Source organism: Desulfobaculum xiamenense (assembly GCF_011927665.1).
Lineage (GTDB): Bacteria > Desulfobacterota > Desulfovibrionia > Desulfovibrionales > Desulfovibrionaceae > Desulfobaculum > Desulfobaculum xiamenense.
This window is the reverse complement of sequence record NZ_JAATJA010000002.1, coordinates 251,883-277,912: the sequence shown is the minus strand read 5'-3', so window position 1 is coordinate 277,912 and position 26,030 is coordinate 251,883. Positions and strand designations below refer to the sequence as shown.

Here is a 26,030-nt window from a genome sequence, read left to right as displayed (position 1 = left end):
TGCATTTCCACGCGGGATTGCCCACCGTTCACATTGAGGATATAGAAAATGGTGGACCCCGATATGCTTTCAGAGCCTACAGGGGGCATGTATCCGGAAACCAGGAAAAACTTTTCGCCGGGGCTTGCCAAACCCGAACCTAAACGATAATGGTTCCTAATAACAAATCACGAACAACCTTCCGTAATACAACAGGAGGACGACATGCCCGAGGTTCTTGAGATCTACAAATGCAACGCATGCGGCAACATTGTCGAAGTCGTCCACGGCGGCGCGGGCGAGCTGGTCTGCTGCGGCGAACCCATGAAGCTCTTCAAGGAGAACACCGTGGACGCCGCCAAGGAAAAGCACGTTCCGGTCATCGAGAAGACCGCTGACGGCTACAAGGTGAGTGTGGGCAGCGTGGCCCATCCCATGGAGGAGAAGCATTGGATCGAGTGGATCGAGCTGGTGGCCGACGGCAAGGCCTACCGCCAGTTCCTGAAGCCCGGCGATGCTCCCGTGGCGACCTTCTGCGTAAAGGCGGACAAGGTCAGCGCGCGCGAATACTGCAACCTGCACGGCCTGTGGAAAGCCTAGGGGCTTTCGGCAAAACTGACCGCCAATGACGGAGAAATCATGAGCAAATACGTCTGTTCCCTGTGTGGCTATGTGTATGATCCCGCCGAGGGCGACCCGGACAGCGGCGTCGCACCCGGCACCGCCTTCGAGGATCTGCCCGCCGACTGGACCTGCCCGGTCTGCGGCGCGTCCAAGGCGGACTTCGAGAAGATGTAGCACCCCGGCCACCGCGCGTTCGGCCTCATCGGACGCGCGGCGGCCTTGCTCGGGGTGCGGCGCGACACGTCCCGCACTCCGCGCAAGGCCGGATTCGGCCAAACGGCACACCCCCGCCCGCCGGGCGGTTGACACGAAACTGAACACGACAGATCGGAAAGGAAGGACATGAGACCGGTAGAAATCAAGAAGGACGTTTTCTGGGTCGGCTGCATCGACTGGAACGGCATCGACTTCCACGGCTATTCCGTTGCGCGCTTCGGCACCACCTACAACGCCTATCTCGTCAAGGACGAGAAGATCACCCTGTTCGACACCGTGAAGGCTGAATTTCGGGACGAGTTCCTCGACATCCTCTCGCAGGTGGTCAACATCGAGGACATCGACTACATCGTCGCCAACCATCTCGAACCGGACCACGGCGGCCTGCTGGCCGAACTGGTGGAACGCGCCAAGCCCGAGAAGATTTTCTGTTCGCCCATGGGCCAGCGCGCCATCGAGGCCCATTTCCACCCGCAGGGCTGGCCCATTGAGGCCATGAAGTCCGGTTCGTCCATCTCCCTCGGCAAGCGCACCGTGCAGTTCGTGGAAACCCGCATGCTGCACTGGCCCGACTCCATGCTCTCCTACATCCCCGAGGACAAGCTACTCATCTCCAACGACGCCTTCGGCCAGAACGTGGCCGCATCCGAGCGCTTCGCGGACGAACTGGAGCGCGGGTTCCTCAAGCGCCGGATGATGGAGTACTACGCCAACATCGTGGTGCCCTACTCCCCCGTGGTGGAGAAGACACTCGACGGCGTGGCGGACCTCAAGCTCGACATCGACATGATCGCCCCAGACCACGGCGTGATCTTCCGCGGAACCGAGGACGTGAACTTCGCCCTCGACACCTACCGCGAGTTCGCCGAGCAGAAGCCCGCCAACCGCGCGGTCATCGTCTACGACACCATGTGGCACTCCACCGAAAAGATGGCCAAGGCCATTGCCGACGGCCTGCTGGACGAGGGCGTGTCCGTACGGATCATGCACCTCAAGAGCTACCACCACTCCGAGGTCATGACCGAAGTCTTCCAGGCCGGAGCGGTGCTCGTGGGCTCGCCCACGCACAACAACGGCATCCTGCCCCTCGTGGCCGACATGCTGACCTACATGAAGGGCCTGCGCCCGCAGAACAAGATCGGCGCGGCCTTCGGCTCCTTCGGCTGGAGCGGCGAATGCGTGAAGACCATCACCGAATGGCTCGAATCCATGAGCTTCGAGATGATCGACCCGGTCAAGACGAAGCACGTCCCGGACCGGGCATCCCTCGACGAGTGCGTGGAACTCGGCCGCGCCGTGGGCAAGGCGCTCAAGGCGAAGATCGGGGCCTAGGCCCAGCACGTAAAGACGGCTCCGGACGCGACGGCCCGCGTCCGGAGCCTCGACGAACGGATCGGGACAACCCGCTAACAAGGGGGGCGCACCATGGACGCACTGTTCCTCTCGCGGCTGCAATTCGCGGCGGCGACCATGTTCCACTTCATTTTCGTACCGCTCACGCTGGGGCTGTCCATCCTCGTCGCCCTCATGGAGACCAGATACGTCTCCACCGGCAACGACATCTACAAGCGCATGGCGAAATTCTGGGGCAAGCTGTTCCTCATCAACTTCGCCCTCGGCGTGGTGACCGGCATCACCCTCGAATTCCAATTCGGCACCAACTGGTCGCGCTATTCGACCTACGTCGGTGACATCTTCGGCTCGCTTCTGGCCATCGAGGCCACCGTGGCCTTCTTCCTCGAATCCACGTTCATCGCGGTGTGGGTCTTCGGCTGGGATCGCATCTCGCCCAAGCTGCACCTCATGGCCATCTGGCTGGTGGCCATCGCCTCCAACCTCTCGGGCCTGTGGATTCTGCTCGCCAACGGCTTCATGCAGAACCCCGTGGGCTACACGCTGCGCGGCGGACGGGCCGAACTGGCCGACTTCATGGACGTCGTCACCAACCCCTTCGGCTGGATGCAGTTCTTCCACGTCATCCCCGGAGCGCTCATCGTGGCGGGCTTCTTCATCATGGGCATCTCTGCGTGGCACCTGCTGCGCAAGTCCCACCCGGAGTTCTTCCGCAAGTCTTTTGCCTTCGGCATGTACGCGGCGCTCATCTTCTCCGTGTTCACCGCCTTCGAGGGCCACATCCACGGCAACGAGGTGGCGCTGCTCCAGCCCGCAAAGCTCGCGGCCATGGAAGCCCACTGGGAGACCACGGACAACGCCCCCATGTACCTGTTCCAGATTCCGGACGAAGCCAACGAGGAGAACCTCGTGGAGATGTTCCCCATTCCGGGACTGCTCTCCATCCTCGCCTACAACGATCCCTCGGCCACGGTGAAGGGCCTCAAGGACTTCCCCAAGGAGGACCGCCCGCCCGTCACCATCACCTTCCTCGCCTTCCGCGCCATGGTCGGCCTCGGCAGCCTGTTCATCGCGCTCTCGGCGCTGGCGTGGCTGGTCCGCAACCGACTGGAGGACTACCCGCTGCTGCTCAAGGCGCTGGTGTGGTGCATCCCGCTGCCCTACCTCGCCCACCAGGCAGGATGGATCGTGGCGGAGGTCGGCCGTCAGCCATGGATCGTCTACAACCTGATGCGCACCTCGGATGCCGTGTCGCCCATCACGGCGCAGCAGGTCGGCTTCTCCCTCGCTGCGCTGACGGGCATGTACCTGCTGCTTGGCGCGGCGGACATCTTCCTGCTGTTCAAGTACGCCCGCAAGGGCCCGCAATAGGTCGTAGCGGCATGAAACGGGTCTCCAAGAACTTCATACCCGACGAGGTACCGGCATGTTAGAGACGACATGGTTTCTGCTCTGGGGCATCCTGTGGGCCGTCTATTTCATCCTCGACGGCTTCGATCTCGGCATGGGCACCATCATGCCCTTCATCAGCCGCAACGAGACCGACCGCCGCACCATCTACAACGCGGCAGGTCCGTTCTGGGACGGCAACGAGGTGTGGCTCGTCACCGCGGGCGGCGTGACCTTCGCGGCATTCCCCGCCGCCTACGCCACGCTGTTCTCCGCCATGTACTCGGCGCTGTTCCTCCTGCTGTTCGCGCTCATCCTGCGCGGCGTCTCCTTCGAGTTCCGCTCCAAGGTGGACAGCGCGGCGTGGCGCTCCATCTGGGACGTCTGCCACGTCGTTGGCAGCTTCGCCCCGGCCCTGCTGCTCGGTGTGGCCTTCGCCAACATCTTTCGCGGCATCCCCATCGACGCGAATGGCGTGAATCAGGAAGGCCTGCTCCAGCTCCTCAATCCCTACGGACTGGCGGGCGGAGTGCTCTTCGTCATCATGTTCGTGCTGCACGGGGCCATCTGGCTCGGCATCAAGTCCCACGGCGAACTGCATGACCGCGCGGTCTCCCTCGCCACCAAGGCCTGGCCCGTGCTCATGCTCTGGGCCGTCACCTTCGTGGTCTACACCGCAGTGGAGACGAAGCTCCTCGCCAACTACATCCAGAACCCGCTGTTGCTGGTCATCCTGATCGGCGCTGTTGCCGGCATGATCGCCATCCGCCCCGCCCTCGGCCATGGGCACCTGTGGCGGGCCTTCGCAGCCTCGGCCACCGGCATCGCAGGCACCACGCTCTTCGGCGTGGTGGGCATGTACCCCCGGCTGCTGCCCTCCAGCCTCAACGACGCATGGAGCATGACCATCCAGAACTCCGCGTCCTCCCCGCTCACGCTCAAGATCATGCTCACCGTGGCCCTCGTCATGGTCCCGGTGGTCATCCTCTACCAACTGTGGGTGTTCAAGACCTTCTCCCACAAGATCACCAAGGACGACCTCGACTACGAGGAAGCCTACTAGGCGCATGTCCCATCGAATCATGGGTGTGGAAAACTCAAACACGCAAAAACGGCCCGACCAGCACTGGTCGGGCCGTTTTCCGTTCGTGGGCGCATGGCCTGTCGTATCGTTCACGCCCCGCCGCTGCGCGGGGCAGGGCCTCCGGCGGCCGGGGCTTTGCCCCGGACCCCAGTCAAGGAAATGATTTCCTTGACAATCCTCACTAGGGCTTCGTCGCAAAAAGCCGCACGGTGCGCCGAGGGCACCCACGGCCATCGCATATCGGGGTTCCAAGGGGCCAGCGGCCCCTTGGCCGGCGGAGCCTACGTCTTGCACCCGTCAATGAACGATACGGTCCACCACTGCGACGGCTCTACTCGTCCACGGCCTTGCCGAGGGTGCAGGCGTTGCCCTTGTAGTTAAAGAAGAGCTTGAGCGTACGGCGGACCTTGTCGGAGAAGATGCGCGGGCCGAGGTAGCTCCCAGCGACGCGCTTGTTGATCTCGGCGAAAGTCGGATACGGGTGCACGGCCCCGGCGAGGGTGGACAGGCGCACGCCGCCGTTCTGGATGGCGACCCACTCGGCGATGAGATCACCTGCCGACGGCCCAACGATCTGCACGCCCACCGGACGCCCACGGTGCAGAAGCAGCTTGATGCGCCCAAGGGCCTCGTCCTCGGCGATGGCACGGTCATTGGTGGCGAAATCCTCGATGATGACCTCCACGTCCAGCCCCTGCGCCGCGGCACGTTTCTCGTTCAGGCCGATGCTCGCGAATTCGGGGCGGGTGTAGGTGCACCACGGCAGGTGTGCGTAGTCGGCGCGGCGGGGAATGCGAAAGATGGCGTTGGAAACCACGATGCCGCCCTCGTATCCGGCGGCGTGGGTGAACTGGTGATGCCCGGTCACGTCGCCAGCGGCGTAGATGTGCGGCTGACTGGTGCGCATGCGCGAATCGACGGGCACGCCTCGGCGGTCGTGCGTGACACCAGCGTGGTCGAGGCCGAGGCCTTCAACATTGGCCGAACGCCCAAGGGCGACAAAGAGCGCATCGGCGGCAAGGGGCTGTTCGCGTCCCTGCGCATCGACAATGGTGACCTCGACGCCAGCGCCAACGCGGCGCACCTCGCGCACGGTGACGCCAAGGTGGCACTCAACGCCCTCCGAAATAAGCGTACTGCGCACGATGTCGGCCATGTCGGCATCCTCGCGCGAGAGGAGCTGCGGACTGCGCTGCACGATGCGCACGTTGGAGCCGAGGCGACAGAAGGCCTGCGCCAGCTCGCAGGCGATGGGTCCGCCACCGAGAACGATCATGCTCGCGGGGAGCGCATCGAGGAAAAAAATCTCGCGGTTGGTGAGGAAGGGAACCACGTCCGCGCCGGGAAACGGCGGCGGCGCTGCCGACGAGCCGGTGGCCACCAGCCATGACCGAGCGGAGAATCGCCGCCCGCCGACATCCACGACATGATCATCAATGAAATGGGCCTCGCCGAACTCGACGCGCACGCCGAGGCCGCAGAAACGCTCCACGGAGTCGTGCCGCTGGATGACGGCCTGCACCTCGCGGATGCGAGCGGCGATTCGGACAAAGTCCACGGGCGGCAGATCCACGGGAGGAAGGCCGAGACGCTCGGGGTGACCCATGCGATGATAGAGCGAGGCCGAGGCAATGAGCGCCTTGCTCGGCACGCAGCCGTAATGCAGACAGTCGCCGCCAAGGGACGGCTCGCGCTCGACAAGCAGGGTCCGTGCGCCAAGCTGGCCACTGCCCGCCGCCACGGTAAGCCCGGCCGCTCCGCCGCCGATGATGCCCATGTCGAAATCGTACGAAGCCATGCCCCCCTCCAGCGTTGGAGATGTCAGGACAAGCCGCGCCGCGCCCGGACGAATACGATGACGCGACGCGCCACGAGCGGGAACAGCCCGAGCGCGGCGAAGGACGCGACAAGCGAGGGCGACAGGATGCCCGAAAGGGATTCGATGCCCGCCAGCTCGCGCCCGGCGTTGACGTAGACCATGGTCCCGGGAAGCATCCCGACCTGCGATACCCAGTAGTAGGTGGACAGCGGCATGCGCGTCAGCCCCATGGCGAGGTTGATGGCGAAAAAGGGAAAGGCGGGAATGAGCCGCATGGTGAAAAGGTAGAACGCGCCTTCGCGCTCCACACCCCGGTTCACTGCGGCAAGCCGATCCCCGAAGCGCCCCTGCACCCAGTCGCGCAGGATGAACCGGGCCACGGCCGTGGCCAGCGTCGCCCCGATGGTGCTGGCGAAGGAAATAATGACCAGCCCCATCCAGAAGCCGAACAGCCCGCCGCCAAGGAGCGACATGACCGTGGCCCCGGGTACGGACAGCGCCACCAGTACAACGTAAACAATGAAATATGCGGCCACGACGCCCACCGTATGCTCGGCGTAGAGCGCGGCGAAGGCCGCCTGCTGCGCCTTGACGGATTCGAGGGTCAGAAAGCGCCCGAGGTCCAGCGCGAAGTACGCCGCAACCAGCGCGGCGATAATGATGAGCAATGCGACTTTCCGTGCGTTCACGCGAATCTCCCGTATAGCACCCGCATCATGCGGAACGTGCGTTTTCGAAAGTATGCCCCAAAGCGTCACGGCTGACCAGCGAGCCCGCCACAGCCACGCTCTGCCGGAACCGCGCCACATGCGGCGCACGCCACCCCTGCACGACGACGCACAGATGACGCCCGAACCACGGTAGCATTTTTGTCGTTTACGTGACACGTCAGATGCACGACATTCGGTATATTGTGTTGACTCGGCCCATGGCATGCGGCAGGATACGTTTTGCTTTCGGGTTCCGTGCACATCGACACCTCCGTACTGAACCCATCCATCCGCCAGTCCCGTCCCACACGGGGCAACTGATGCCTATCTCCCACGGGGTTCGGAAATTCCCCTGCCCTCGGGCACAATTTCCATCCGGCGACCCTCTGCGGCCTCCGGGCGATACGCCCGGAGGCCGGCGGGGGTCCGCACGTGCGCTCGGGTGCATATGCATGCGCAGTAATTAGTATTGCATATTGCATTTTCCCCCACCATTCGTGTAGGGGACAGCCGTCCCATCCAAATTTCCGCATTTCACCGTTCCTTCCGCGTACAACGCCCTACATACCGTTCGTGACAACAATTTCGTTTTGATATTCCTATTGTAAGATCGAATAAAAAATTGTATCCATCACGCAGGTTTCATTGGAGGTGTTGAACAACGCGGGTGCAAGCCCGCACAAACAACGGAAGGAGGATCGCCATGTCAGGTTGTAAGGCACAAAAGCCGCCTGTCGAGCCGGTCGACCTCTCCGGCATCGCCCCCGTAGGCGCGGGCAAGATGCAGGAGATGGAGTCCATCCGCTACATGATGAACGCCCCTCACGGCGTCGAGCCGGACGAGCTGTTCTTCGTGCAGGTGGACCCCGAAAAGTGTGAAAACTGCGGCGAATGCGAAAGCTACTGCCCCACCGGAGCCATTCAGGAAAACGCAGACGGCGTCCACATGGTCGTCGATCCCGCTGCCTGCATGAACTGCGGCCAGTGTCTGGCCAACTGCCCCTTCGGTGCCATCTACGAGAACGTGTCCTTCGTCGATGAGATCTTCGAGAAGCTCAAAGATCCCAACACCGTCGTCGTGACCATGCCCGCCCCCGCCGTGCGCTACGCCCTTGGCGAATGCTTCGGCGAGCCCACCGGCAAGTTCGTCAGCGGCAAGATGCACGCAGCCCTCAAGAAGATGGGCGTCGATTTCGTGTGGGACACCGAGTGGACCGCCGACGTCACCATCCTCGAAGAAGGTACCGAGCTGATCAACCGCGTGAAGACCGGCGACATGCCGCTTCCGCAGTTCACCTCGTGCTGCCCCGGCTGGATCAAGTTCTGCGAGACGTTCTACCCCGACCTTCTCCCGCACCTGTCCACCTGCCGGTCGCCCATCGGCATGATCGGCCCCATGGCCAAGACCTACGGTGCGGAGCAGACCGGCGTTGACCCCAAGAAGGTCTACACCGTCTCCATCATGCCCTGCGTGGCCAAGAAGTACGAAGGTCTGCGCCCCGAGCTGAACTCCAGCGGCTTCCGCGACATCGACGCCACCATCAATACCCGCGAACTGGCATACATGATCAAGAAGGCCGGCATCGACTGGGCGACCCTGCCCGAGATCGAGCCTGACCCGGCCCTCGGCATGTCCACCGGCGCGGCGACCATCTTCTGCGCCAGCGGCGGCGTCATGGAAGCGGCTCTGCGTCTGGCCTACGAGGTGCTCTCCGGCCAGAAGCTCGCCAACCCCGACATCAAGGTCGTGCGCACCCACGAAGGTATCAATACCGCGGACATCGACGTCCCCGGCTTTGGCACCGTGAAGGTGGCTGTGGCTTCCGGCCTCGAAAATGCTGCCAAGCTGTGCGACGAAGTGCGTGCGGGCAAGTCCCCCTACCACTTCATCGAGATCATGACCTGCCCCGGCGGCTGTGTGAACGGCGGCGGACAGCCTCTGGACCCCGACGTCCAGGCTTCCCTGTTCCGGAGCATGATCGCCAAGGTCAACAAGCGCTTCCATGCGCGCAAGCTCGCCTAAGGAGGAAACCATGCAAAACGTCGCCAAGCTGACCCGTCGTGGTTTCATCAAGGCCGCTGGCATCGCGTGCGGTTACGCCGTCCTCGGCGTGAACCTGACCCGCGAGGCCGCAGCCGCAGCCATGGAATTCATCGGCCTGCGCCAGGCCTCCGTCTACAATGCGGACGCCAACATCTATAAGATGCGCAAGTCCCAGGAGAACCCCACCGTCATGTCGCTCTACGCCAAGGACGGTTTCCTGAGCGAGGGTCCCTGCGGTCACAAGTCGCATCACCTGCTCCACACCCACTACTTCGACCGCGCCGCCAAGGTGCAGGCTCTGAAGGACAAGGGCGTGGAACTCAAGTTCTAGCGCTTACGCAACGGGCAGCCTGCGGGAAGGACCTACCGGTCTGAACCAGAGGGCGTCGCCCTTCGCGCCCCTCCCTCCCCCACGCCATCCTCCGCCGGGTTCGCGCCCGGACGGCTCATCTCCTTTGCGCATTCACGTAACACGCTGATATCATACGGCTTTCATAAAATTACCCGTTGACATCCCCGCCAAAACATGTGTAGGGGCTACAGACACACGAAACGAAAAATCGTGTTACCGATATGCGCAATACGACCTGCGGGGAGGACTCACGTCTGAACCAGAGGGTGGCCACGCGCGAGTCATCGGCGACACGCGGGAACGCCCGCACCACCATCGCCCAAGGCTCCCCCGCCTCCCTCCCCTCTTCGCAGAGCCGTTCGAAACATCGCAACCGCAACAGCGCCGTCGGCGCGGACAGCTCCCGCCGACACTGCGCAAGGCTTGCCCGAAACGGCCACGGAGACCTACGCTATGGAAAAACGCATCGGCGTCATCGGCATCTTCATCCAGAACAGATGCGCTGCGGCGGCCGCAGTCAACGACATCCTGTCCGAGTACGCTGACATCATCGTCGGCCGCATGGGGCTTCCCTACAAGGAACGGGGTGTGAACGTCATTTCGCTCATCATCGAGGCGTCGACCGATCAGGTCGGCGCAATGACCGGACGACTCGGCCAGCTCGACAATGTCAAAGTCAAATCCATGCTTGTATAGAAGGGAGGCGGAGCCATGAAAATCGACACCACCGACGCAAGAGACTTCATCGACGAATCTGCAATCTGGAGCACCATCGAACGCACCGAGAACCCGGACCCGTCCCTCGTGCGCGAGACGCTGGCCAAGGCCCGCGAGCGCAAGGGCCTGACCCAGTTCGACACCGCAGTGCTTCTCCAGAACAAGGACCTCGAACTCGACGAGGAAATCTTCTCCACCGCCCGCGAGGTGAAGAAGGGCATCTACGGCAACCGCCTCGTGCTCTTCGCCCCCCTCTACGTCACCAACGAGTGCATGAACCGCTGTGCCTACTGCGGATTCAAGGCCGACAACTCCGACCTCGACCGCCGCACCCTCACCGACGAGGAACTCTCCAGCGAAGTGCGCGTGCTTGAGGATCTGGGCCAGAAGCGCCTGCTGCTCGTCTACGGCGAGCACCCCACCCTCGACGCCAAGTGGATCGCCCACACCATGCAGGTGGTCTACGACACCGTCTCCGAGAAGTCCGGCGAGATCCGCCGCGTCAACGTCAACTGTGCCCCGCTCGACGTGGACGGCTACCGAGCCCTCAAGGACACCGGTATCGGCACCTACCAGTGCTTCCAGGAGACCTACCACCGCAAGACCTACGAGAAGGTCCACCTCTCCGGCCGCAAGACCAACTACCTGTGGCGCCTCAACTCCCTGCACCGCGCGCAGAAGGCGGGCATCGACGACGTGGCCATGGGCGCGCTCTTCGGCCTGTACGACTACCGCTTCGACATGCTCGGCCTGCTCCAGCACGCCGAGGAGCTCGAAAAGATGTTCGGCGTGGGCCCGCACACCATCTCCTTCCCGCGCCTCGAACCCGCGCTGGGCTCCGAGATGTCCTACAATCCGCCCTACCCGATCAGCCTGCACGACTTCAAGAAGGTGGTCGCCATCCTGCGACTGGCCGTGCCCTACACCGGCCTCATCCTCACCACCCGCGAGAACGCCGAGTTCCGCAGCGAGCTAATCAAGGTCGGCGTGTCGCAGATTTCCGCCGGTTCACGCACCTACCCCGGCGCGTACACCGACCCCGAATACGACCGCCCCGACGTCCAGCAGTTCTGCGTGGGCGACAGCCGCTCCCTCGACGAGGTCATCCGCGACGTGGTGCAGCAGGGCTACCTGCCCTCGTGGTGCACAGCCTGCTACCGCCTCGGCCGTACTGGCGAGCACTTCATGGAACTGGCCAAGAAGGGCTTCATCCAGACCTACTGCCATCCCAACGCCCTCATGACCTTCAACGAGTACCTCAACGACTACGCCTCCCCCGAGACCCGCGAGGCCGGTCGCATCCTGCTCGAAAACGAGGTCGCCGGAATGGCCGACGAGAAGCGCCGCGACCTCGTCAGCGAACGCATCAAGCGTATCGACAGCGGCGAGCGCGACCTGTACTTCTAGGCCCGCTTCGACTACCCCGGATCATGCGCCCCGGCCAACGGACCATGCGAAAACATGGCCTCCGGCGGCCGGGGCTTTGCCCCAGCCACGGCACCCGTACGCTCTGCGGGGCATGGCCTCCGGCGGCCGGGCTCTGCCCGGACCCGGTCAAGGGAATGATTCCCTTGACAATCCTCACTAGGGCTTCGTTCCGATAAGCCGCACGGCCTGCCACAGGCAGACGGCCCGTCGCATATCGGGGGTCCAGGGGGCCAGCGGCCCCTTGGCTGGCGGCGCCTACGGCTTGCATGTGGCAATGAACGATACGGCCCAGCCACGGGAAAGACCGCTGCGCGGGGCAATGCCTCCGGCGGCCGGGCTCTGCCCGGACCCGGTCAAGGGAATGATTCCCTTGACAATCCCCACTAGGGCGTCGTTCCGATAAGCCGCACGGGCTGCCACAGGCAGACGGCCCGTCGCATATCGGGGGTCCAGGGGGCCAGCGGCCCCTTGACTGGCGGAGCCTACGGCTTGCATGTGGCAATGAACGATACGGCCCGGCCACGGGGAGGCCAGCCATCGCCCTGAAAGGACGCTCCATGATTGCCGTCACCGGAATCGCATCACTCGACATCCCGGCCGCTCTGGCGGCCGCGCGGCGGCGCATCGTGCTGCATGCCGCCATCTACGGAAACTTCGCGGACTCACCGACGCACGCGGCAGCCCTTGAAACGGCGCTATCGCATCCGGACTTCGGCGGACTCGACGTGGTGAGCATCCGCCCGGAGACGGAAGGACGGGCCATGCGCGACTTCCTCGATGCGCTTCGCGAGGGCTGGACGCCAGAGGCCATGGCGGAACACGTCGCCCGTTCGCGGGAGTTTCTGCATGGCCTCGCACGGCGGCATCCCGGCCGCGTCCGCCTGTACGAAACCGCGCGCCCCGGCCTGTTTCCGGCTCTCATCATCGACGACGACATCCATTTCGGGCACTACGCCCGCTCGCCCATCCCCGCGCCGGAAGGCTTCTGGTTCCACGTCCACGCCGACGTGGAGCGCCTGAGCGCCTGGCTGCGCTCCGGAAACATTCCGCCACACGCCACGGCCGACGAACGCGCCGCACTGCGCATCGTGTCCGAATGCCTGCGGGCCATGGACGAGTCAGCCCCCGCCACTCGCGAGGACATTTCCGCATGAGCATGAACGTTTCCGAAATTCTCGACCTTCTCTCCGGCGCGGACGACGCCGGTCTCTACGCCCGCGCAAACGCCACGCGGCACGACGTGTTCGGCGACGACATCTTCCTGCGCGGCATCGTGGAATTCTCGAACCACTGCTGCCGCCGCTGCAACTACTGCGGCCTGCGTGCGCCCAACGCCCACGCCACGCGCTACCGCCTCGACCGCGAGCAGATACTCGACGCGGCGGCGCTTTTGCCCGCCGTGGGCTTCGGCACCCTCGTGCTGCAATCCGGAGATGACTTCAGCTACAGCGCCGAGGACATCGGCTCCCTTGTGCGCGAGATCAAGGAGCGCTTCCACATCGCCGTGACCCTGTCCCTCGGCGACCGCACGCGCGACGAATTCGCCCTCTGGAGGGACTGCGGAGCGGACCGGTACCTCATCAAGCTGGAAACCACGGACGAGACGCTCTACGCCCGCTGCCGTCCGGGCGAGAACCTCGCCGACAGACTCCGGCGCATTGAAGAACTGAAGGGACTCGGCTACGAGGTCGGCTCGGGCGTCATTACGGGGCTTCCGGGCATGACGGAGGAGATCCTCGCCCGCGACATCGAGCGCTTGAGCGCCCTCGGGCTGGACATGCTTGCCGTGGGGCCTTTCGTGCCGCACCCGCAGACGCCGTTTGCCGACGCGCCCCACGGCGACCTCGACGTGAACTACCGCGCGGCGGCGCTCCTGCGCGTCATGAATCCGCAGGCCAACATCCCGGCCACCAGCGCCCTCGACGCTCTGGAACCGGGAGCGCGACGCACGGGCCTCATGCGTGGCTGCAACGTCATCATGCCCTCGCTCACACCGCAGGACGTGCGCGCCGCCTACAACATCTATCCCGGCAAGAACACCTTCGCCTCGGACGCACTCGCCTTCGCAGACGAGGTCAAGACCATGATCCGCGAGCTGGGGCTTGTGCCCTCGGCCTCGCAAGGCTTTTCCCCACGGAGGAACACCAATGTCTGATACGGCCCCCCGCGGCGTCCGGCTGGTCATCGCCCTCGCAGGACGCAGAAACGCTGGCAAGTCGTCCCTGATCAACGCCCTGTGCGGGCAGGACATCGCCATCGTTTCCGAACATCCGGGCACCACCACGGACCCCGTCGCCAAGCACTACGAGCTTCTGCCCTTCGGCCCGGTGACCTTCTACGACACGGCCGGTCTCGACGACGAGGGCGAGCTGGGCACGCTGCGCATCGAGGCGACGCGCAAGGTGCTCTGGCGCGCCGACGTTGCGGTCATCGTGGTCGGTAGCGAGGGCATCACCAACGCCGAGCGCGACATCGCCAGCCGCATCCGCGAACTGGACATCCCCTGCGTCGTGGCCTTCAACAAGCGCGACCTGCGCGGACCTTCCGAGGCCGACGCGGCATGGTGCGCGCAAAACGGCCTGACGGCCGTCGAAGTCAGCGCTCGCGAGGGCCTTGGCGTGGACGCGCTCAAGACTGCGCTCATCGACGCCATCCCCGCCGAAATGCGCGAGGAGCCGATGCTGTGCGCTGACCTCGTCACTCCCGGCCAGTGGGTGACCTGCGTGGTGCCCATCGACCTCTCCGCGCCCAAGGGCCGCCTCATCCTGCCGCAGGTGCAGGTGCTGCGCGACATCCTCGACGCCGACGCCACGGGCATCGTGGTCAAGGAGCACGACCTCGCGGCCTCCCTCGATAACATGAAAGACGCCCCGGCGCTGGTGATCACGGACTCGCAGGTGGTGGACGCCGTGGCGGCCACCGTGCCCGAATCCGTGCCGCTCACGACGTTCTCCACCCTCTTCGCCCGCTACAAGGGCGACCTCGCCTCGCTGGTGGCCGGGGCGCAGGCCATCGACGCGCTCAAGGACGGCGACACGGTGCTCGTGGCCGAAGCCTGCTCGCACCACGCCATGGACGACGACATCGGCAGGGTGAAGATTCCGGCATGGATGAAGCGCTACACCGGCAAGGACCTGCATTTCGAAATCTACGCCGGGCACGACTTCCCCGAGGATCTCGAACGCTTCGCCCTGTGCATCCACTGCGGCGCGTGCATGCTGAACCGCCGCGAAATGCTGCGCCGCATCCGCGAGTGCCAGCGGCGCGGGGTTCCGGTCACCAACTACGGCGTGGCCATCTCAAAGCTTCAGGGCGTGCTGGCGCGCATCATCCGGCCGCTTGGCATGGAGTGAGCGTAGGGCCGAGGCGTCGTGTCCATCCGGAATCAGCGGCGGCCCGAGCCTTCCACATGACGGGGCGTCGCCCTTGAGGACCACGCCCCGTCACGCGCACACCGCAAAGGGCCGAAGCCTCGAACGTGCGGAACATTGCGCAGGGGCCTCGCAGGGGCATACACTGGACGAAAATCCTGACCGCCGCACATTTTCTCTGGCGTAACGGGACGTTCGCGAGTAGCATCCGCGCGCTGCTTCATCCCCGCATCCCGGACCACGCACCGCGCGGCCCGGACGCACGCACCCGCAGGAGCAGTGTCGATGCGTGTGCAGAAGGGGTAATGCAGAGGGCATGTCCCGGAAAATGCAACGATTATCCGTTGACTTGCTCGGCTTGGTCGTGATAGGAGCCTGCTGTTTGTGAATGTTTGCACGAAAGCAGGCCGCCACAACAAGGGGGCTGCGATCATGTTCTTTGGCAATCGGAAGAAGAATGAACGGCCTCTTCTCGATCTCATGGGGGACGTGGGCACCATCGGCATGCACATGGTGGCATCCACGTTCGTCGGGCTGGCCATGGGGTACTACCTCGACAAATGGCTCGGCACGAACCCGTGGTTCCTTTTGATCTTCCTGTTCATCGGCATTGCCGCCGGATTCAAAAACGTGTACGAGCAGGCGATGCGAATGATGAACGGGAAGGACACGAAAGATGAGAATGAAGACGATAAACGAAACGGTTGAGGCACGGCTGTACCGGATGGGCTACACCCTGCGGGATGTACGAATCCTCGTTCGCAACCAGCTGTATCTCGCCGCCGCATCGTGTATCGCAGCCGCAGGCCTTGGCTGGATGATGCCTTGGCTTTTCGATTTCGCGGCAGGAGCGCTGCTCATCACGTTCAATTTCTCTTCCCTTGCACGTTTCGCACAACATCTGGTGCATAAACGTGAGGGCGCCATCAGCCGTCTGCTCCTCGGCTTTTACGGGCGTCTTCTCTTGACCGGGCTTGCACTGCTTGCATTGATCGCATGGGGAAACGCGGTCGTCGGCGCATTGCTGGCAGGTCTTTCCACGGCAGTGGTCACGATTCTCATCTGGGGCGCCGCCCAGGTGATAGGGAAAAACGCGAAGGAGGCGTAAGGAAAATGGCAGCTGGTGGTGGTTTACCGCATCCGGTTCTTCTGATTCCCAACGCGCTTGACGCCATGGGAATCCATGTCCCGGTTCACATCAGCCTGACGTGGACCGTCATGCTGTTGCTCTTCATCACGGCTTTCATCGTCAGCCGCAACCTGAAGATGGTTCCGGGCAAGCTTCAGAATCTCTTCGAAATCATCATCGGTGGTCTCGAAGACTTTGTCGTCACCAACGTCGGCGAGGACGGCCGCAAGGTCTTCCCCGTTCTGTGCGTGCTGTTCCTGTTCATCCTGCCCCTGAACTGGGTGGGTCTCGTTCCGGGCTTCGACGCACCGACCGCCAACGTCAACACCAACGCCGCCATGGCGCTGTTCCTGTTCCTCTACTACAACTGGATCGGCATCACGCGTTGGAAGTTCGGCTACATCAAGCACTTCATGGGCCCCATTCCGGCCCTGGCGCCGCTGATGATGATCATCGAGTTCGTGAGCCATCTGTCCCGTCCGCTTTCGCTGACTCTGCGACTTTTCGGCAACATCAAGGGTGAGGAAATCGTTCTTATCCTGATGTTCTCCCTGGCTCCGCTGCTCGGCACGCTGCCCATGTACTTCCTGTTCGTGCTCGCGAAGTTCATCCAGGCCTTCATCTTCTTCATGCTCGGCATGATCTACCTGAAGGGTTCTCTGGAACACGCGCATTGATCCTAAGGGATCACGAACGTCCCAACTGGGGGAAACGGTCATTTGACCGATTTTATACTAACTATCTGGAGGTTTTTCTCAATGCGTAAAGCTCTTCTGACCGTTCTGAACACCGTTGCTCTGGTTGCCGTTGCTTCCGTCGCTTTCGCCGCTGACGCCGAAGTGGCCACCGCTTCCGTCTGGGCTTCCGCCATCGGCATGGCTATCGCCGCTGCTGGCTGCGGTCTTGGTCAGGGCATGGGCCTGAAGGCCGCTTGCGAAGGCACCGCCCGCAACCCCGAGGCTTCCGGCAAGATCACCGTTACCCTGATTCTGGGCCTGGCCTTCGTTGAGTCCCTGGCCATTTACGCCCTGGTTGTGAACCTGATCCTCCTCTTCGTTAAGCCTTTCGCTTAGGACGAAGTTTTGCTAGAGTGGGGGCCGCGCCACGGCGCGGCCTTCTTTTTCAACTTTTTTGTTAAAAATTTCACATGACTTTCGGATAAATTACAAAAGTGAAAAGTCAACACATTCCAAGAGCCACTATTCAGAGGATGGCCGTCTACATTCAGGTTCTGGAGAACCTCCAGCGAGATGGCAAGAACGTCATCTCCTCGGAACTCCTGGCCCGGACCTGCGACGTCAACCCCTCCCAGATCCGCAAGGACCTCGCCTACTTCGGCGAATTCGGCGTCCGCGGCGTCGGGTACTACGTGCAGGATCTCATCACGAGCATCAAGCAGGCCCTCGGCGTTGACCGGGTCTGGAAATGCGCGCTGGTCGGCGTGGGCAACCTCGGTCGCGCCCTGCTCAACCACCGCGAATTCCGCCTGCGCGGCTTCCATATCGTCGGCGCGTTCGACTGCGATCCCTTCAAGATCGGCGAAATCGTGTCCGGGCTGGAAGTGGTGTGCTCCAGACGGCTGAAGGAAAAGGTCGACGAACTGGGCATTGAGGTCGGCATCATCACCACGCCGCCCGAGCGCGCCCAGCGTGCATGCAACTATCTCGTGGACGCGGGCATCAAGGGCATCCTGAACTTTGCCCCCGCACGCATCGAGGTGCCGGACGACGTGAATGTGGAGTACGTGGACTTCTTCCACCACTTCTACGCCGTCGCCTTCAACGTCACGCTGGCGTTGCAGGACTAGCTTCACATCCGTCGCGCCCGGCGCGGCACGTCCATCTGTCCAATTGAGGAGAGGGGCGAAGGGTGCCAAACGGCACGCAGGCCTCTTTCCCGGACTTTTGCAAACTTTTTTCGGCCGCAATTCACACGTTCCGCTCCGGGCCTCGATCCAGCACCACCCTTCGGCTCCACATCGCCCACGTCTTCGACCACAGCATTTTCGCGCAACCCTGACGTGTCTTTACGCCGCGTCAGGGTTGCGCACGCCGTTTTCATCTTCGCACAGGAAAGCGTCCGGCATCGGACATGTGCCGTGCTGCATTCTCCACCGCGCAAACAACAGTCACTCCACGCAGTGACGCATACGCGCCAAATATGTGCGAGCGACGGTCACTCCCCCCGACATCTCCGCACGTCACCAGCCGTCCACGTCACGCCCGTCGAACAAAGAACCGCAAAAGTTCACGCGCCAACAAACAGCCAAACATCGTCGCGTCTTTGGCTCGTCCATAAACATCAGCCCAAGCCGGTTCTTCCCAGTCTCGCGCGTTACCCGGCGGCCCCAACCATGCGACCGCCGTTCAGCCTCCCACCTCTCCAGTCCGTCCGCCCATCGCAAACGCACGCACCGCAAACCGGCTGCCCTCCCCAACACCGCGCCGCTTTCCCGTCGCTCTCCTCCGCCAACCTCCCCCACATCGCAGCTCGCCCCGCTGCCCGTCAGACGTGTCTTCGTCAACGCGCACCCATCGTCCCGTCGCTCTCCTTGACTCCCCTCCCACACCGACATCCGCCCTCCTGTCCGGCGCAAAACCACCCCCGTGCGGCAGGAATTTCGCGACTTCCCAGCCATGCGCAAAAAAACGCTTGTCATCCCGGCTGGTGATGCATATATTGAGTTTGCCTCATATAGAGGCGCATTGACATATGATCATGCAGAGAGGCGCGAGGGACCTGGCCCCATGACCGCCCGGCAACCTGCCACAAAGGCAAGGTGCTAATGCCAGACCCGTAAGGGACCCATGGAGACTCAGCTTCACGGACAATGAGACCCTCCACGGCGGAGGGTCTTTTTTTTGGCTCATCACGCGGGACGACGGGAAGGCGAAGGGACAAAACGGCATAGCCCACCCCAGCCATTGCACATCGCCGTCTCGATAGTAGGCGCTCAAGCATGATGCATGCATGAAGAGCCAGAAGCGGAGCCTGCACGACGACATGCGCGTCGCGACACATGCCAGCAAGCACTCTGCGCAAAGCTTGTGGACACGACTCGCTGCATGTAATAACTTCCCGTATTGTCCAGAGATTCTTCTGGCCTAGGAGCATCGACGAATGCAGATCATCACCGATCCGCGCGAATTTCAGAACATCGCCATGGCTGAGCGCGCGGCAGGACGCACCACCGCGCTCGTTCCGACCATGGGCTACCTGCACGATGGCCACAAAAGCCTCATCACCCACGCGCGCGCCAACGCGGACCGGGTCTACGTCAGCGTCTTCGTGAATCCCACCCAGTTCGGACCCAACGAGGACCTCGCGGCCTACCCCCGCGACCTCGACCACGACGCCAAGCTCGCCGAGGCAGCCGGAGCGGACATCCTCTTCGCGCCCAAGCCCGAGGACATCTACCCCGAGGACCACGCCACGTGGGTCGAGGTGCCGAGCCTTGCCAAGCACCTGTGCGCCAAGAGCCGCCCCATCCACTTCCGGGGCGTGGCGACAGTGGTTTCCATCCTGCTGCATCTGGCGCTGCCCACCTTCGCGGTGTTCGGCCAGAAGGACTGGCAGCAGTTGGCCCTGCTGCGCCGCATGGCGCGCGACATGCACATGCCCACGGAGATCGTGGGCTGCCCCATCGTGCGCGAGGCCGACGGGCTGGCCCTCAGCTCCCGCAACGTCTACATGACGCCCGAACAGCGCGCCTGCGCCCCGCATCTGCGCAAGGGCATCCTGCACATCGCGGACCTTGCGGCCAAGGGCGAGCGGAACGCCGCCGCGCTGCGCGAGGCCCTCACGGCCTACTACGCCAAACACATTCCCATGGGCGTCATCGACTACATCGAATTCGTCCATCCCGAGAACATCGTGCCGGTCACGCGGCTCGACGAGCCGACGCTGGTGGCCATCGCCGTGAGCATCGGCAAGTCCCGACTTCTCGACAACATGCTCATTCCCGCGCTGGCCTAGGCCAAAGCGGAGGAGACTTCCATGTTCAGGACCCTGCTGCGCCATATCAAGGACGCGCTGAAGGCAAACCTTCTGGCCGGAATACTCGTGGTCACGCCGCTGGCGGCCACGGGCTTCTTCCTCAGCCTGCTCTTCAAGTGGGGGGACAAGGTGCTGCTGCTCATACCCGAGCCATACCGCCCGGAGCAGTACCTGCCGTTCAAGGTTCCCGGACTGGGAATCATCATCCTGTTCATGTTCCTGTTTCTGGCTGGCGTTCTCGGCCGGAACATCCTCGGGCGGTTTGTGGTGCGCATCGGCGAGGCCCTCCTCAACAACATCCCGTTGGTGAACAAGTTCTACAACGCGGTGAAGCAGCTGGTGAACACCATCCTCAACGGTGGAAACAAGGACTTCAAGCGCGTGGTACTCATCGAGTTCCCGCGCAAGGGCATATGGGCACTGGCCTACGTCACGGGTACCGCCGTGGGCGAGATTCAGCGCCGGACTGAGAAGAAGGTCGTCAACGTGTTCGTGCCCACCACCCCCAACCCGACATCGGGCTTCTACCTCATGGTGCCCGAGGAGGAACTCATCCCCCTCGACATGAGCGTGGAGGACTCGTTCAAGGTCCTGATATCCGGCGGAATCATCAACCCTGAATCGAAACAGGTTTAACTTTCGGAGGAAAGACCATGGTACACAGCACCGGACGCTACCACTTCACCTCGGAATCCGTGACCGAAGGCCATCCCGACAAGGTCGCCGACCGCATTTCCGACGCCGTCCTCGACGCGCTGCTCGCTCAGGACCCCGACTCCCGCGTGGCATGCGAAACCCTCGTGACCACCGGCCTCGCCTTCATCGCCGGTGAAATCACCACCAAGGGCTATGCCGACCTGCCCCGCATCGTGCGCGATACCATCCGCGAGATCGGCTACACCAGCTCCGACATGGGCTTCGACGCCGAGACCTGCGCCGTCATCTCCTCCATCGACAAGCAGTCCCCGGACATCGCACAGGGCGTGGACCGCGAGCATCCCGAGAATCAGGGTGCAGGCGATCAGGGCATGATGTTCGGCTTCGCCTGCAACGAGACCGATACCCTTATGCCCGCCCCCATCTACTGGGCGCACAAGCTGTCCCGCCGCCTGACCTACGTCCGCAAGGAAGGCATCCTCGATTTCCTGCGTCCTGACGGCAAGACCGAAGTCAGCTTCGTCTACGAGGACGGCAAGCCCAAGTTCATCGACACCGTCGTCGTCGCCGCCCAGCACGACGAGAACATCGCCTATCAGGACCTGTGCGACGCCATCCGCGAGAAAGTGATCTTCGAAACGCTGCCCAAGGAATACATCGACCCCCAGAAGACCCGCATCTTCATCAACACCACCGGCCGCTTCGTCATCGGCGGCCCCATGGGTGACGCTGGCCTCACCGGCCGCAAGATCATTCAGGACACCTACGGCGGCATGGGCGCTCACGGCGGCGGCGCGTTCTCCGGCAAGGACCCGTCCAAGGTGGACCGCTCCGGCGCGTACATGGCCCGCTACATCGCCAAGAACATCGTGGCCGCCGGCCTGGCTCCCAAATGCGAAGTCCAGGTCGCCTACGTCATCGGCGTGGCCGAGCCGGTCAGCACGCTGGTCACCACGCAGGGCACAGGCATCGTGCCCGACGACATCCTGACCAAGGCCGTCAACGAGGTCTTTGACCTGCGCCCCTACCACATTCTCAAGCGCCTCGACCTCAAGCGCCCCATCTACTCCCAGTCCTCCTGCTACGGTCACTTCGGCCGCGAGCGTCCGGAATTCACCTGGGAGCACACCGACGCGGTCAACGACCTGCGCACGGCCTGCAAGCTCTAGTTCGACGCCAATCGCACACGCGAAAGGGGCGCAAGCCATATGGCTTGCGCCCCTTTTTTCATCTCATGAAATCCGATCTACTCCGCGCGTTCCGGCATAGGCGCGCGCAGAGACAGAAGCACACCCACCGCGCTCAGCATCACAAATCCGGAAAGCGCCACGTGCATGGCCCGCAGATACGCTCCGCTGGTCGCGGCGCTCACCGCGGCGTCGCCCATCACGCTCGACAGGACGAAGCCGATGCACACGATGCTCGCGGTCATGCCCGCCGTGCGCATGCCACCGGTCATGGCCGAAGCCATGGCGTAGTGGCGCGGGGTCACACTGCCCATGATCACGCTCATGTTCGGCGTGGCGAACAGGGCCGTGCCCATGCCGAAAAACGCCAACACCAGCATCACCCACCATGGTTCCGTGGACGGTCCAAAGCGCAGGGCCAGCAGCAGTCCCAGCGTACCAAGCGCCATGCCCACCGTGGCCACGCGGTGCGGCGGCAACCTGTCGGCCATGCGCCCGCTCACCGGAGCGAGAGAGGCCATCACCAGCGGCTGCACAATCAGCAGCGCTCCAGCCTGCCCCGGCGTCATCCCCAGCACCGTCTGGAGGTACAGACTGGTCAGAAACGTCACGCCGAACGTCGCGGCGTAGTTGATGAACTGCACGGCGCTCGCATAGGCGAAGGACCGATTGGTCGCCAGAAGTCCCATGTCCAGAAGCGGCGCTTCGGCTCTGCGCTCCCACCATGCGAAAACGCCCAGCAGCGCGAGCCCGCACAGGACCATGACCTTGCCGGGCACGCCGCCCCACTCCGCACTGCCGAAGACCACAAGCCCGAAACCCGCTGCGCTGGTCACCAGCCCGCCCCAGTCGAAGCGTGTGCCATCTCCCTTGCGCGGATGCACATCAAGCCCGCGCACGGCCATGATCAGCGCAACGAGGCACGCCGCCATGCCCAGCAAAAACACCCAGCGCCAGCCGAGGTGTGTGGTCACCAGCCCGCCCAGATATGGACCGGCCGAAAGCCCCACATACACGCCCGCGACACTCAAGCCGATGGCGCGGCCGCGCTCCTCACGCGGAAAGACCTCCGAAATAATGGCGAGACCCGTGGCGATCTGGGCAGAGCTGCCAACCCCCTGCAACACCCGCAGGCCGATGAACAACTCTATGGACTGCGCGAGTGCCAGAAGCAACGACGCCACGGTGAACGTGGTCACGCCGCAGACGAACACGAAACCACGCCCGAACATGTCCGATGCCCGCGCGAAAGGCAGAAGCAACATGGACGCCGTGGCGATGTACGCCGATTCCACCAGCCCCAGCTCCACGGCCCGCGCCCCGAAATCATGCCCGATGACCGGCAGCGCCACAGCAATGGCCGACAGCATGAACGGCACGGCGAACTGGGTGGCCGTCACCGCGAAAAGCACGCCGCGCCGACGCGACGCCTCGTTCCCGCTCATGATTCCTCCTCGTCCAGCGCGCGCTGCACGTTGGCCATCATCCGGTCCATAATGTCCAGTGCCACGCGGCGCTCGTCCTCGGAAAGGCCCTCGAAGAGCACCTCGTTCTCCCTATCGAGCACCGCGTAGAAATCATCCGCCATCCGCCTCGCCCGCTCCGAGGGGAAAACCAGCTTCTGCCGCCTGTTCTCCGAATTCTCCCGACGCGAGACAAGGCCCTTGGACTCCAAAAGCGCCAGCGCCCGCGCCGTGGCGGAACGGTTCACGCCCACCCCCGCCGCCAGCTCGTCCTGCGTCAGGCCCTCGCAGGCCAGCAGTGCGCACAGATAGGGAATCTGCCCGTGCCCGATATCCATCGACTCCACCAGTCGATCGAGAAAGGCGGAATTGAGCCGCGCCAACCGCGTGACCCGGTACCCCGGTGATGTCCTGCGGCGCGCGACAAGAGGATGTTCCATGTCTCTTCCTTTGTTGCATAGTAAACTGTTCACAAGCGAACAGTGCCTGCTTCTCCCACGAAAGTCAACGGCGGCAGGTCCGGATCAACCGAACCGCCGCCGCAACATTGCGCGCCCACCCGCATGACCGGCGGGACCGGACCGGCTCCGGCCCCGCCAGCGCGAGAGGAGGAACGAGACTGCCTAGAACAGGCTCCACAGCATCCGCGTGCCGACCACGAAGAGCAGCACGGCGAACACCTTCTTGAGGGTGGACACGGGAAGCGAATGTGCGAGCTTCGCGCCGAAGGGGGCGGTGAGCACGCTCATGGACAGGATGCCCACCATGGCAGGCAGATAGATGTAGCCCACGGTCCACTCGGGCCGCCCCGACACGCCGAGACCATTGATCAGAAAGCCGAGGCTGCCAGCCAACGCAATGGGCAGGCCGATGGCCGCCGCCGTGCCGATGGCGCGATGGATGGCCATGTTGCACCACGTCAGGAAGGGCACGGACAGCGTGCCGCCGCCAATGCCCACAAGGCTCGACACCATGCCGATGACGTTGCCCACGCCGAAGATGCCCGCGCTGCCCGGAAGCTCCCGCGAGGCGCTAGGCTTCTTGCCCATGAGCATCTGGTAGGACACGTAGTACAGAAACACGCCGAAGAAGGCCTTAAGCACGTTGGTGGGCAGTTGCGCCGCCACCCACGCGCCGAGGAAGGTGCCGGTGAGAATGCCGGGGGTGATGCGCCAGAACACGCGCCAGTCAACGGCACCGCGCCCGTGGTGGGCGCGCATGCTCGACAGCGAGGTGAAGATGATGGTGGCCAGCGACGTGCCGAGCGCCATGTGCAGGATGTGCTCGTGCGCGACGCCCTGCCAGCCGAAGGAGAAGGTGAGCATGGGCACGATGACCAGCCCGCCGCCGATGCCGAGTAGCCCGGCCAGAACCCCGGCAAACGCGCCGAGGACCATGTACAGCAGAAGTGAGGACAGCATGATCGTTACCGCATTCCCTTTCGCGCGGGCGGACGGACGCGCCGACCGCCCTACGCCCGCTACCGTTTGAAACCGTAAAGGATACGCCGGTCCGCCTCGGCCACGTTCGCGCAGCCGGTAAGGACCATGGCCTGCGTCAGCTGGGCCTTGAGCGCGGCGACGTACGCCGCCACGCCCTCCTGCCCGCCGCCGATGGCGGCCACGGCAAACGGACGGCCGATCATGACCAGATCCGCGCCAAGGGCCAGCATCTTCAGCACGTCCACGCCGTCGCGCACGCCGCCGTCCACAATGATGCAGATGCGTCCGTGCACCGCCTCGGCGATGTCGGGCAGCACCTCGGCCGTGCCCGGCGTGTGGTCGAGCACGCGTCCACCGTGGTTGGAGACCACGATGGCGTCCGCGCCGACCGTGATGGCCAGTTCGGCCTCGTCCACGGTCATGACGCCCTTGAGGATAAACTTTCCGCCCGCAGCGTGGACCATGGCGATGATCTCGCGAAGCTGCTCCGGCGTCTTGGGCGACACGGGGCGACCCATCTTGCGCAGGGTGATGAGGCCCGCCGCGTCCACGTCCATGCCGAACACGCGCGCGCCGGTATCAAAGGCGGCCTCAAGCTTCTGCTCCAGTTCCTCGCCGTCCCACGGCTTGATGAACACAATGCCGTGGCCGTCCACCTTGCGGATGCCGCCAAGGGCCGCGTCGATGATGAACGGCGGCACGCCGTCTCCCGTGCAGCCCACGATGCCCGAGGCCCGGCAGCCACCGAGGATGGCGTCCACGTAGGCGTCCTCGCTCAACGCGCCACCCATGTTGAACGACACGCCGCCGATGGGCGCGGCCAGCACCGGAATGTCGAAATCGAGGCCAAGGGCGCTGGTTGCGGTGTCGGGCTGGGCCGCACCGTGCATCAGGCGCATGTTCAGCTTCACCCCGGCCAGCGCGGTCACGTTGGCCCGAAACGCGGAACCGGTTCCCAGACCGCCCATGCCCGGCACCTCGCCGGAGCAGGCGCGACCGTCGCACACGGGGCACACCCGGCAGTATCCCTTCATCGCCTCGCGGGCGCGCGCCCGAACGTCCTTCATCTC

The 26,030-nt window shown here is 63.7% G+C and carries 26 protein-coding genes and 1 riboswitch; of the genes, 20 read left to right on the top strand and 6 right to left on the bottom strand.

Features of this window, described 5'->3' with window-relative positions; translation table 11 throughout:
- Positions 1-204 precede the first annotated feature (204 nt).
- From GGQ74_RS09140 to cydB, 5 genes are all read left to right on the top strand, one after another.
- On the top strand, positions 205-579 hold the full coding sequence (locus GGQ74_RS09140) for a desulfoferrodoxin (RefSeq protein WP_167941256.1): 375 nt from the start codon (positions 205-207) through the stop codon (positions 577-579).
- 39 nt (positions 580-618) lie between these two features.
- Complete coding sequence (gene rd, locus GGQ74_RS09135; RefSeq protein ID WP_167941255.1) at positions 619-777, top strand: rubredoxin; 159 nt, start codon at positions 619-621, stop codon at positions 775-777.
- A gap of 168 nt (positions 778-945) precedes the next feature.
- Entirely contained in the window at positions 946-2,151 is a 1,206-nt protein-coding gene (locus GGQ74_RS09130) for an FprA family A-type flavoprotein (protein WP_167941254.1), read from the top strand.
- A gap of 93 nt (positions 2,152-2,244) precedes the next feature.
- Positions 2,245-3,543, top strand: coding sequence for a cytochrome ubiquinol oxidase subunit I (locus GGQ74_RS09125; protein ID WP_167941253.1), 1,299 nt, complete (start codon positions 2,245-2,247; stop codon positions 3,541-3,543).
- A 55-nt stretch (positions 3,544-3,598) separates the two neighbouring features.
- Entirely contained in the window at positions 3,599-4,624 is a 1,026-nt protein-coding gene (gene cydB, locus GGQ74_RS09120; RefSeq protein WP_167941252.1) for a cytochrome d ubiquinol oxidase subunit II, read from the top strand.
- Between the two features lie 352 nt (positions 4,625-4,976).
- Here cydB and GGQ74_RS09115 read toward each other — a convergent pair whose 3' ends face one another.
- The gene (locus GGQ74_RS09115; RefSeq protein ID WP_167941251.1) at positions 4,977-6,443 is read right to left on the bottom strand and encodes a dihydrolipoyl dehydrogenase family protein; all 1,467 of its coding nucleotides are present in this window, start codon (positions 6,441-6,443) and stop codon (positions 4,977-4,979) included.
- A gap of 23 nt (positions 6,444-6,466) precedes the next feature.
- Positions 6,467-7,153 (bottom strand): TVP38/TMEM64 family protein, encoded by a 687-nt coding sequence (locus tag GGQ74_RS09110; RefSeq protein ID WP_342448608.1) that lies wholly within the window; start codon positions 7,151-7,153, stop codon positions 6,467-6,469.
- An 802-nt stretch (positions 7,154-7,955) separates the two neighbouring features.
- Here GGQ74_RS09110 and GGQ74_RS09105 point away from each other — a divergent pair.
- The 15 genes from GGQ74_RS09105 to metK all read left to right on the top strand — a co-directional run bounded on the left by GGQ74_RS09105 (position 7,956) and on the right by metK (position 22,037).
- The gene (locus GGQ74_RS09105; protein WP_245168259.1) at positions 7,956-9,197 is read left to right on the top strand and encodes a [FeFe] hydrogenase, group A; all 1,242 of its coding nucleotides are present in this window, start codon (positions 7,956-7,958) and stop codon (positions 9,195-9,197) included.
- Positions 9,198-9,207: 10 nt separating this feature from the next.
- Positions 9,208-9,549, top strand: a complete 342-nt coding sequence (locus GGQ74_RS09100; protein WP_167941249.1) for an iron hydrogenase small subunit — start codon at positions 9,208-9,210, stop codon at positions 9,547-9,549.
- 474 nt (positions 9,550-10,023) lie between these two features.
- Positions 10,024-10,266, top strand: a complete 243-nt coding sequence (locus tag GGQ74_RS09095) for a TM1266 family iron-only hydrogenase system putative regulator (protein ID WP_167941248.1) — start codon at positions 10,024-10,026, stop codon at positions 10,264-10,266.
- Positions 10,267-10,281: 15 nt separating this feature from the next.
- Positions 10,282-11,694, top strand: coding sequence for a [FeFe] hydrogenase H-cluster radical SAM maturase HydG (gene hydG / locus GGQ74_RS09090; protein WP_167941247.1), 1,413 nt, complete (start codon positions 10,282-10,284; stop codon positions 11,692-11,694).
- A gap of 578 nt (positions 11,695-12,272) precedes the next feature.
- Positions 12,273-12,869, top strand: coding sequence for a hypothetical protein (locus GGQ74_RS09085; protein ID WP_167941246.1), 597 nt, complete (start codon positions 12,273-12,275; stop codon positions 12,867-12,869).
- Positions 12,866-13,870, top strand: a complete 1,005-nt coding sequence (gene hydE / locus GGQ74_RS09080; protein WP_342448607.1) for a [FeFe] hydrogenase H-cluster radical SAM maturase HydE — start codon at positions 12,866-12,868, stop codon at positions 13,868-13,870. The genes GGQ74_RS09085 and hydE overlap by 4 nt, the downstream gene beginning before the upstream one ends.
- Complete coding sequence (gene hydF / locus GGQ74_RS09075; protein WP_167941245.1) at positions 13,863-15,068, top strand: [FeFe] hydrogenase H-cluster maturation GTPase HydF; 1,206 nt, start codon at positions 13,863-13,865, stop codon at positions 15,066-15,068. The genes hydE and hydF overlap by 8 nt, the downstream gene beginning before the upstream one ends.
- Positions 15,069-15,470: 402 nt before the next feature.
- Positions 15,471-15,794 (top strand): AtpZ/AtpI family protein, encoded by a 324-nt coding sequence (locus GGQ74_RS09070; RefSeq protein WP_342448606.1) that lies wholly within the window; start codon positions 15,471-15,473, stop codon positions 15,792-15,794.
- Complete coding sequence (locus GGQ74_RS09065; RefSeq protein ID WP_245168223.1) at positions 15,763-16,194, top strand: ATP synthase subunit I; 432 nt, start codon at positions 15,763-15,765, stop codon at positions 16,192-16,194. The genes GGQ74_RS09070 and GGQ74_RS09065 overlap by 32 nt, the downstream gene beginning before the upstream one ends.
- 5 nt (positions 16,195-16,199) lie before the next feature.
- Positions 16,200-16,892 (top strand): F0F1 ATP synthase subunit A, encoded by a 693-nt coding sequence (gene atpB, locus GGQ74_RS09060; protein ID WP_167941244.1) that lies wholly within the window; start codon positions 16,200-16,202, stop codon positions 16,890-16,892.
- Positions 16,893-16,973: 81 nt separating this feature from the next.
- A complete protein-coding gene (gene atpE, locus GGQ74_RS09055) occupies positions 16,974-17,288 on the top strand; it encodes an ATP synthase F0 subunit C (protein WP_167941243.1) in 315 nt (104 codons plus the stop codon).
- Between the two features lie 98 nt (positions 17,289-17,386).
- Positions 17,387-18,022 (top strand): redox-sensing transcriptional repressor Rex, encoded by a 636-nt coding sequence (locus GGQ74_RS09050; protein ID WP_425338089.1) that lies wholly within the window; start codon positions 17,387-17,389, stop codon positions 18,020-18,022.
- A gap of 906 nt (positions 18,023-18,928) precedes the next feature.
- A riboswitch (SAM riboswitch) is annotated at positions 18,929-19,029 on the top strand.
- Between the two features lie 306 nt (positions 19,030-19,335).
- Positions 19,336-20,190: a pantoate--beta-alanine ligase gene (panC, locus tag GGQ74_RS09045; protein ID WP_167941242.1), complete on the top strand. Its 855-nt coding sequence runs from the start codon at positions 19,336-19,338 to the stop codon at positions 20,188-20,190.
- 21 nt (positions 20,191-20,211) lie between these two features.
- Entirely contained in the window at positions 20,212-20,847 is a 636-nt protein-coding gene (locus GGQ74_RS09040; protein WP_209280141.1) for a DUF502 domain-containing protein, read from the top strand.
- A gap of 17 nt (positions 20,848-20,864) precedes the next feature.
- The gene (gene metK, locus GGQ74_RS09035; protein ID WP_167941241.1) at positions 20,865-22,037 is read left to right on the top strand and encodes a methionine adenosyltransferase; all 1,173 of its coding nucleotides are present in this window, start codon (positions 20,865-20,867) and stop codon (positions 22,035-22,037) included.
- Between the two features lie 77 nt (positions 22,038-22,114).
- Here the strand turns inward: metK and GGQ74_RS09030 are convergent, their stop codons facing one another.
- The 4 genes from GGQ74_RS09030 to GGQ74_RS09015 all read right to left on the bottom strand — a co-directional run bounded on the left by GGQ74_RS09030 (position 22,115) and on the right by GGQ74_RS09015 (position 26,027).
- Entirely contained in the window at positions 22,115-23,500 is a 1,386-nt protein-coding gene (locus GGQ74_RS09030) for an MFS transporter (protein WP_167941240.1), read from the bottom strand.
- Positions 23,497-23,958: a MarR family winged helix-turn-helix transcriptional regulator gene (locus tag GGQ74_RS09025; RefSeq protein ID WP_167941239.1), complete on the bottom strand. Its 462-nt coding sequence runs from the start codon at positions 23,956-23,958 to the stop codon at positions 23,497-23,499. The genes GGQ74_RS09030 and GGQ74_RS09025 overlap by 4 nt, the downstream gene beginning before the upstream one ends.
- A 183-nt stretch (positions 23,959-24,141) precedes the next feature.
- The gene (locus tag GGQ74_RS09020) at positions 24,142-24,939 is read right to left on the bottom strand and encodes a sulfite exporter TauE/SafE family protein (protein ID WP_167941238.1); all 798 of its coding nucleotides are present in this window, start codon (positions 24,937-24,939) and stop codon (positions 24,142-24,144) included.
- A gap of 59 nt (positions 24,940-24,998) precedes the next feature.
- Positions 24,999-26,027 carry an alpha-hydroxy-acid oxidizing protein gene (locus GGQ74_RS09015; protein ID WP_167941952.1) on the bottom strand — a complete coding sequence of 343 codons (1,029 nt, stop codon included), beginning with the start codon at positions 26,025-26,027 and terminating at the stop codon, positions 24,999-25,001.
- Positions 26,028-26,030 lie beyond the last annotated feature (3 nt).